The 7,549-nt window shown below is 30.6% G+C and carries 8 protein-coding genes; 5 read left to right on the top strand and 3 right to left on the bottom strand.

From position 1 onward, the window contains the following. Positions 1 to 391 precede the first annotated feature (391 nt). Positions 392 to 823 (top strand): hypothetical protein, encoded by a 432-nt coding sequence (locus RCF13_RS03245; protein ID WP_308140872.1) that lies wholly within the window; start codon positions 392 to 394, stop codon positions 821 to 823. 240 nt (positions 824 to 1,063) lie between these two features. On the opposite strand, the gene RCF13_RS03240 is transcribed toward RCF13_RS03245, so the two are convergent. The 3 genes from RCF13_RS03240 to RCF13_RS03230 all read right to left on the bottom strand — a co-directional run bounded on the left by RCF13_RS03240 (position 1,064) and on the right by RCF13_RS03230 (position 2,982). Beyond that, positions 1,064 to 1,360 (bottom strand): hypothetical protein, encoded by a 297-nt coding sequence (locus RCF13_RS03240; protein WP_308140871.1) that lies wholly within the window; start codon positions 1,358 to 1,360, stop codon positions 1,064 to 1,066. Then, positions 1,347 to 1,511 carry a hypothetical protein gene (locus RCF13_RS03235; protein ID WP_308140870.1) on the bottom strand — a complete coding sequence of 55 codons (165 nt, stop codon included), beginning with the start codon at positions 1,509 to 1,511 and terminating at the stop codon, positions 1,347 to 1,349. The genes RCF13_RS03240 and RCF13_RS03235 overlap by 14 nt, the downstream gene beginning before the upstream one ends. Before the next feature lie 76 nt (positions 1,512 to 1,587). Continuing rightward, positions 1,588 to 2,982 carry a hypothetical protein gene (locus tag RCF13_RS03230; protein WP_308140869.1) on the bottom strand — a complete coding sequence of 465 codons (1,395 nt, stop codon included), beginning with the start codon at positions 2,980 to 2,982 and terminating at the stop codon, positions 1,588 to 1,590. Between the two features lie 201 nt (positions 2,983 to 3,183). Here RCF13_RS03230 and RCF13_RS03225 point away from each other — a divergent pair, with 201 nt between their 5' ends. From RCF13_RS03225 to RCF13_RS03210, 4 genes are all read left to right on the top strand, one after another. Beyond that, entirely contained in the window at positions 3,184 to 4,074 is an 891-nt protein-coding gene (locus RCF13_RS03225; RefSeq protein ID WP_001996066.1) for a hypothetical protein, read from the top strand. Beyond that, on the top strand, positions 4,067 to 5,038 hold the full coding sequence (locus tag RCF13_RS03220) for a hypothetical protein (RefSeq protein WP_235357243.1): 972 nt from the start codon (positions 4,067 to 4,069) through the stop codon (positions 5,036 to 5,038). Before RCF13_RS03225 ends, RCF13_RS03220 begins: the two co-directional genes overlap by 8 nt. A 101-nt stretch (positions 5,039 to 5,139) precedes the next feature. After that, complete coding sequence (locus tag RCF13_RS03215) at positions 5,140 to 5,559, top strand: hypothetical protein (RefSeq protein ID WP_308140868.1); 420 nt, start codon at positions 5,140 to 5,142, stop codon at positions 5,557 to 5,559. A gap of 158 nt (positions 5,560 to 5,717) precedes the next feature. After that, positions 5,718 to 7,391: a hypothetical protein gene (locus RCF13_RS03210; protein ID WP_016121677.1), complete on the top strand. Its 1,674-nt coding sequence runs from the start codon at positions 5,718 to 5,720 to the stop codon at positions 7,389 to 7,391. Positions 7,392 to 7,549 lie beyond the last annotated feature (158 nt).

Genomic DNA, 7,549 nt, shown 5'->3' with positions numbered 1-7,549 from the left:
TACGTTGTCTTGAAAGCATAGTAATAAGTCTATGTGTGCTTCCAAATGATTTTTAGCCATTTGATGAAAGAAATTTTCAGTGATATTTAGAGGGGATAGGATAAGGTGTACTAGTTCTTTTTTTAATAAATCTGTTTTCTGAGAACGGTTCATTAAGTGTAACAGCTCCTTGATAAAGTAATGGTGACCAAGCTACAAACTATAAATCATTTCATGACAGTATACTTACCCAAAATGAATATTTTAAGAGGATTTATAAAAAATCTGCCCTTAATATATTGAAAATATTAAAATTCGGTTGTGTAATGCATATAATGGATTTACTAATTAAGAGGAATGGCAATTATTTGTTTTATAAAATGATTGCATGTTCACCTAGAAAGGAAAAAATATGAAGGATAATGTAAATACTATACAAGCTATTAAATCTTTAAAAGGTAAATCGATATTAGTTGCAATGAGTTATTTAGAGGATGTGCCAACTTTTATAAAACCAAACATATTAAATGACGATGTTTGTTTCTTAGTTGATAAAGAATTTATATTAAGTGTCCTATCTAAAAATAGATTTATTGATAATGGAATATCTAGTATTTCATTATCGGTTGGAGAGTTGATGAAATGGTCTAAACGGCTGGGCATCGTATATTCAGATCAACAAACAATGCATCAAAATAAGAGAATGGTGAAATGTATAGGAATAGCATTTGATAAAGGCTGTAAATATCAATGTAAAAAAACTAATAAAAGTGGCCAATTTTTAAGTGGAATAGATGTAGATGAGGTTAATAGTATGTACATAGTCATTGCTAGTGAATTATAGGTTTAACAAAAGAAAAATGGTTTGGAGGAACCTTTATGTGTGCAGTATAAACTGATGGAGAAGACTATAATTAATGTATAAGTCTACCGATATGAAGAAATCTATGAAGGAGCAGGTAAGAATGGAAAAAATATGGAAGGGCCTTAATTTAGTAAAGGTAATGCTTATATTTAGCTGTTAAAAAGGGCAGGTAACTTAATTATTACTTACCTGCCCTTTTTCATTCAAATAACGCCATTGTTAAGAAAATTTATATGCTTTGCAAATCCACGCTTCATCTTCATCCTTATCATCCGCTAAAAAAATTTCAACCTTTAATTTAAGGCCATTTTCCATTACATCTGTTGCTTCATAAACATTCTCTACATGACTATCTCTTTCAATTTTATTATTATCCAGTGAACCCCAGTCGTCTGGGAAACTGTCATAAAAACGTTCGATTGCCCCTTCTAAATCATATTGTTCTGGATATGTTCTTTCGTGAATTAATTCCATTTTCCTTCCCTCCATTTTTAAATGAAATTCAATTTTTTTCATTTTCAGATTCAAAGATATCGGTAATTTTAATCAACATTACCTGTACCAATGTAGCAGCCATAAATGTTTTTAAATTAATAATATCGAAAGCACATAAACTTATTGTGATCAATAAAGTAACAGCTAAAAAATATAATAAAATATTCTTCATATCCTTCTCTCCTCCACATAGATAAATCTTTGATTTATAAAACTAACAAACTTTATTATTTATGAACAATTGCTTTTTAATTTGCAGCTAATCGACACTTATGAGTAACAATATACTTAATACGTGTAAGTACATCTTTTTCTTTAATTGACCATATTTCCTCCACTCTATCATCTTGTTTTGAAACATGATCCCAAACAGAATGAGGAATATGACCTGTAAATATAATGATAGCATCAAAGCGAGCGTTACAAGCAGATATCCTGTTTAAACTTTCTTCAAAGGGATCAATAAGTTTAACTTGTAAACCACACTTTGCTAAGTACTGAGTTAATTTACCATTTTTATTGATTTGACTAGCTGAACCTATTAATAGAACTTTATAATCACTTAATTTTTCATCAAGTATAGATTCTTTTGTTTTTTGGTTTGAAGAACGTTTACTTGTAACGAACTTACGAATTGTTGCTGGAGAAGCAGAATTTGTGATTTTTGGATATTGTTCTAGAATAACGGCTGCTTCATTAGAAATCATTACTTTAGTAGGGATACTAAATTTAACGTAGTGTATGCTTTCTGACCAGTTGATTTTATATTGAATATTTCTGGAATCTCTAAAGAATATATTATTATCATTTCGTTCTACAGTTCCAAAGACAACCACTCTCTTTTCATTCTCCATATTGCGAGGACTAATTTCTTTTTCATTACTATTTTTCTTTGGTAAAGCTAGCAATCCAGTTAATAAATCTTCGAATTTTTCAATGTATTTTAGTGAATCATTATATTTTCTCTTAAAAGCAGTAAGTTCCTTTTGGACAGATGTACGAACTAATAATTCTTGTTGATATTTATGTTTGAAGTAAGATTCATTGGGAGTTGCATTTTTTAAATCGATTTCCAGGTTTTTAATTCTGTTGTTTAACTGTGTAATTAAATCCATTTTATTAGGTTTTCGAGGTTTTAATTTACTAGTATTTTTAATTGTTTTTTGTAGCTGCTCCAGTTTATTTAAGAGTATTTTTTCATTTTGTGTACTCTCATGTAATAATTTATCTTTTTGAGTTAATTGTGTTTGTAAATTTGCCACCTCTTTGTAAGTATTATGTTCCACAATTTTCATGTCAGAAATTATTTTTTTTTGTTTAGCTTCGCGCTGGTGCAATTCTTGTATTTTTTGTTTCTTTTGTTCCAGGTCATTTTTTGTTCTGGTAAGAATTTTTTTATCTTCTTTTCGCTTGTTTTTTTCATTATCTAATTGGTTTTGTAAAATCTGGATGTACTCTACTAGTGCATCTATATAATCATGAGGATCCGTTAGCTCTTCATTTGAACCTTTTTGTAAGCAAGTGTAATACTTTTGTTGTAGTTCTTCTAAGGTGTGTTTACTTTTTTCTGTTGTTTTAAGTCTATTTTTTAACATGCCTATTGCTGCTTTTCTTCCTAATGCTTTGGCCGCTTTCATACCCATCTTTACACCCCACAGTCTGTTTAATAACTTCCTTACGTATATTTTAAATTAGTAGAAAAAAAGCTGCTTTTTAAAAAAATTGAAACTTTTTTCATGAATCCTATTAGAAAAATACACCTTTATGAATATAATGCCCTAATAGATTAGGAGCTTTTGACTCCTATCAATCAAAAATGAGTAAAAAATAAGGAGTGAATATTAATGGCAGAAATGCTAACAGAGGTGTATGAGAGATTATCAGCAAGTAGACGAAATAGAGAATTTCTTACTGCTATGGTGAGAAACGTAGAAGTACAAAAGTTAAATTTACGAAATGAAGAAAACGGAAATTATGAGCCACAGGAAATTGAATGTGTAATTTTCGCTTTAGGTGGTGGGGCTTTAGGGTATTGCCCGGCACAAGAATTTTCAGAGTATGAATATCGAACACTGTCAAATTTTACTGGTACAGTTCACGAATTTGTTGTATTAAATGTTGATAGGGAAAATAATTTGGCTAGTGTAAGTGTGAGACAAGCCGATGAAATCAAAAAAGAAAAATTCTTAACTGAAATTTTTAAACTTGAAGAAGAAGGTGCGCTTTCAGAAAAAACTTTTGATGGAATTGTTACAGGGAGAAACGATCGAACTCGTACCATCTTTTTAAAAGTTGAAGGAACACCTTGTTTTATGAAATTCGATGATTTAGATCATGAGAGAGTGTTCGATATTGATGCAATTGCAGGAAGAAATAACGTCTTGCCTGTAAAAGTTAAACGTTTTAACCAAGAAACTAGACAAATTCAAGTAAGTAGAAAAGCGGCAGTTCCAGATCCATTTGAAGAGTTAGCAGATAAAGAGCCAAATAAGTATACTTCAACTGGTGTAGTAACAAATGTTTCTGAGCGCGATGGAATTTTTGTTAGATTGGCAAAGGGATTAACAATTAAAGCTTCTAAACCAAGGGAAATTGAGCAACCAATTGTAGATGATATTGTGGCTGTTCGCATTGTCAGTATTGATAAGGAAAAACGTACTGCTAGGGGCATTATTTTTAATTATCCTCAAGGAAAAAAACATCGTAAAGATGTAACTTCTTGGTTATATGAGTGAATTAATTATGAAACCACAGGTGGTACCAACGGACCTGTCTTATCCGTATTTCAGAAGACAAGATGGTAGCATATCAATTTGGGATGATCCCTCTATTAATGGAGGGATTGCTCTTATTGATGGTTATACGCCTCTAACGAATTTAGGAGCAGTATTAGGTAAAGCGAGAAGCTATAATTATATGGATGAAGCGGACATTGTTTTATTAAAATTGGTTGGTGATTGTATTGCCATTAATGAAGATCAATTAAAAAGGCTAATGCAATCTAGAATGACGCGCTCTCAAGTATCTGTAAGGTTAAAGAAATTCAGGAGACATGGGTTTGTAGAGAGATGGGATATAAGTTCTTCTGAAAGTGAAGGGAAGCCTCCTGCTCCATTCACTTTAGGACTTGCCGGTTATATTTTTTTAAAACATTACTATAATAAACAATTTTTCATGGAGCCAACCAGGTGGCAAACTTTAGGTTTAACTGCCATTCAACGGTATGTAGCTATAAACGAGATCCGATGTAAAGTGTATGAGACTAATGGTCTTCGTGGTTTTAAGTGGCAGGGGGCAATCTTAAATAATCCGCAGCTAATTAAAAGTTTTGCAGTAATGGAAGTTGCTACTATTAAGGGGAGTTTTAATTTTGTTTTAGAAAGAGTACAACAATCTAAGGATTATTTAAACTACTTATCAGAACGTCTAATGAGATGGGAGCAGGTTTATCAACAGTATAAGTATCTTCCTATTCATGAGATGGGAAAACATAAAACAATGTTTGTTATTAGTGTATCTTGCTGGGATTTAGCCATGGATATTGCTAAAAATTTAAATTTAGAATCATACAACTTACCTTGTTTATTTTGTATTGAAGAATATATAGAAACGGAAGGGCTATCAAAATCGTTTTACTTAAAACAAGTAGTAGATGCAAAACCAAAATTAGCAAAAGTTGATATGCCTTTCTTTGATTAATGAGGAAGACTTAGAAGGACACCAAAACATAAATGTGTATATACGCATAAGGAAGGTGTTCTTCTTTTTATAACTTAATCCGGAAATGGTGGTCTTAATTAATGCAAAAAGTGATATTAGGAATGCAATATGAACCTTACCACAGTTTATTTGCTAAACATTTTCATGATTTCTTTGAAGTTTGTGATACAAGAATTAATTCTCTCAAAGAGTTACAGCAACCTATAATGGAATTTGAACCCGATATTATAGTATTTGCAGAAAAGTTTCTTGATTTTAATGGAATAGAAGATATTTCGCAAGAAGCTATTAATTTTTTGAAAAGCTTACCGGAAAAAATTCGAGTATGTTATATATGTACGAGAGAAATTGATGATCCTTTTTTTGATGATTTAAAAGAGTTAGGCGTAAGAGATATTTTTTATTCTGAAGAAATTGATATTATCCGTATTGTGCAGCAGCTAAAAAGAAGGGCCAATTCTGAAAATGTTGTTTTTTATGGAACACCTACAATTAACTAAAGGTTAAAGAACTAATGGGTTTCAAAATATATGTATCTTGAATAGGTACGAAACATTATTAAAAGAATAAATTCTCTATCGGAGTATGGTTTATGATTTTTAACAATATAGAAGATTAATATTAATTGACGGAATTTTAAAGAAAGTGAGGGAAACGTATGAAACGTGTAGTATTAGCAATGGGAAATGAAGAGTTTCATACAATATTTCGCAAGTTTTTAAGAGAAAAATTTTTGGTGAGTATGAACGAAGTTTTTAATTCACAATATTTGATGGATGTTATTGAGGAAGATAATCCAGATATTATTTTCTTTCATGATAAGCATTTTGGAATTGCGTATGATCCAGATGAAGAGAATCAATCTGATGAAAAGTTTTATAGGGAAACAAAATTTCTTGATATTATAGAATATTTGAGACAAGAAAATGATAATATACGCATTGGTTTCGTATGTGAAAGAACACCTGGAGATCCATTTCTTAGTGAATTAGTAAATAATAATGTATTAGACATTTTTTATACTAACTCTTTTGACATGCCGCAATTAGTGGAACAAATGTCTTTACCTCCCAAATATAGTAATGTAGCGCATCTTAAGGTAGAGAACTCTAATGCAATTTATAAACCGCATTTATTCCAAGAAGGAAGTTTAAGCCTCCAAAACATTTTAAATCAAGAAACCGAGGAAAATATTCAAACTGATGAAATAATTAAAGGGAATAACGAAAAAGAAAGTATTGCAATAGATGAATCAAATACAACAGCTCAAGAAAAAGTAGGTTTCTTTTCCAAAATATTTGGAAGGAAAAAAAGTAAGCAACCTGCAGAAGAATTGATAGAAGAAGATGTAAATAAGAAGGAAGAAATTACAGAGGAATGTAATGAAAAAGAAGATACAGTGAAAGAAATTGCGGCTGCTACTTCAGTTATAGAACCTCAGAGTCTAACTGAAGAGATAGAAAAGGAAAGTATAGTTGATACTAATATAGAAGCAGAAACCTTACTAAATGATGAAGAAAGTCGTACTAAGAAGCTTCAAACAAAACGTAAGACTTTTTCATTCTTTAAAAAAGATAAAGATCATATTGATTTAGAACCACCAACCTTTAACGGTTCGAATTCTACTCATAGAAATGAAATAAAAAATTATTTAATAGCTGTGGTTAGCCTTACTCCAGGTGCTGGTTCTACATTTTTTCTACACAATTTCACTAGGTATTTGTCTTTAGAGCATGGAATAACTTCATCTATACTCGATACACCAAGTAAATTTCCAATTTGGTATCATTTAGCTTGTGCTGAGCAAGAACCACATGAATTCTGGGAAGATGTTCACTGCGTAATAAAAGAAAGACCGGAGACTTTTGCTCATACGCCAAAATGGAATATTGATAATACATTCTTTTTTCCTTGTGAAACTGATAAAGATATAGAATTAACAACTTTACAAGCAAAAGAATTAATATATCATAGTAGATTAGCACCTACTACTTTTGTTGATCTATCTCATTCTTGGGATAATACTTTGGCAAAAGAAACACTTGCTATTTGCGACCAAGTATGGGTTATTACAGAACAAAATAGGCAAGCATTTAAAGCGGCTAAACTTCACCATAAAGAGTTACAAGGTATTGAGCTTAGAAAAGAAGATATAATTGTTACCATAGGTAATAAGTGGAATAGAAGTTTAGATTTTGGATTTGAACCAACAGTTTCTTTACCATATTTTGATTCTCAACCAGAGGCCTCTTTAAAAGGAATTCCATTGTATAAAATTAGACCAAAGTTGATGAAACAAGAATTTGATAAATTGTTAAAATATTTAAAGTGAATTAAAAGGGATACGTGTTTTATTTATGTAATTAAATAAAATACGTATCCCTTTTGTTATGGATAAAGGTTATTATCATGTGTTATTTTTATATTTTTTTAGTACAATTAGTGTGAAAAGGGACAATGATTTTGTAATAAAACTTGAAACTAATATTA

The organism is Stenotrophomonas maltophilia group sp. RNC7 (assembly GCF_030910085.1).
Taxonomy (GTDB): Bacteria; Pseudomonadota; Gammaproteobacteria; order Xanthomonadales; family Xanthomonadaceae; genus Stenotrophomonas; species Stenotrophomonas sepilia.
Note: the sequence above shows the minus strand (reverse complement) of the source record. Positions and strands in the feature narration are given on the sequence as shown.

What these genes read in the sequence shown, in the direction of transcription:
- RCF13_RS03215 (WP_308140868.1), top strand. Translation starts at nt 5,140, where the DNA reads ATGCAAAAAGTGATATTAGGAATGCAATATGAACCTTACCACAGTTTA.
- RCF13_RS03230 (WP_308140869.1), bottom strand. Translation starts at nt 2,982, where the DNA reads ATGGGTATGAAAGCGGCCAAAGCATTAGGAAGAAAAGCAGCAATAGGC.
- RCF13_RS03220 (WP_235357243.1), top strand. Translation starts at nt 4,067, where the DNA reads ATGAGTGAATTAATTATGAAACCACAGGTGGTACCAACGGACCTGTCT.
- RCF13_RS03235 (WP_308140870.1), bottom strand. Translation starts at nt 1,511, where the DNA reads ATGAAGAATATTTTATTATATTTTTTAGCTGTTACTTTATTGATCACA.
- RCF13_RS03225 (WP_001996066.1), top strand. Translation starts at nt 3,184, where the DNA reads ATGGCAGAAATGCTAACAGAGGTGTATGAGAGATTATCAGCAAGTAGA.
- RCF13_RS03240 (WP_308140871.1), bottom strand. Translation starts at nt 1,360, where the DNA reads ATGAAAAAAATTGAATTTCATTTAAAAATGGAGGGAAGGAAAATGGAA.
- RCF13_RS03210 (WP_016121677.1), top strand. Translation starts at nt 5,718, where the DNA reads ATGAAACGTGTAGTATTAGCAATGGGAAATGAAGAGTTTCATACAATA.
- RCF13_RS03245 (WP_308140872.1), top strand. Translation starts at nt 392, where the DNA reads ATGAAGGATAATGTAAATACTATACAAGCTATTAAATCTTTAAAAGGT.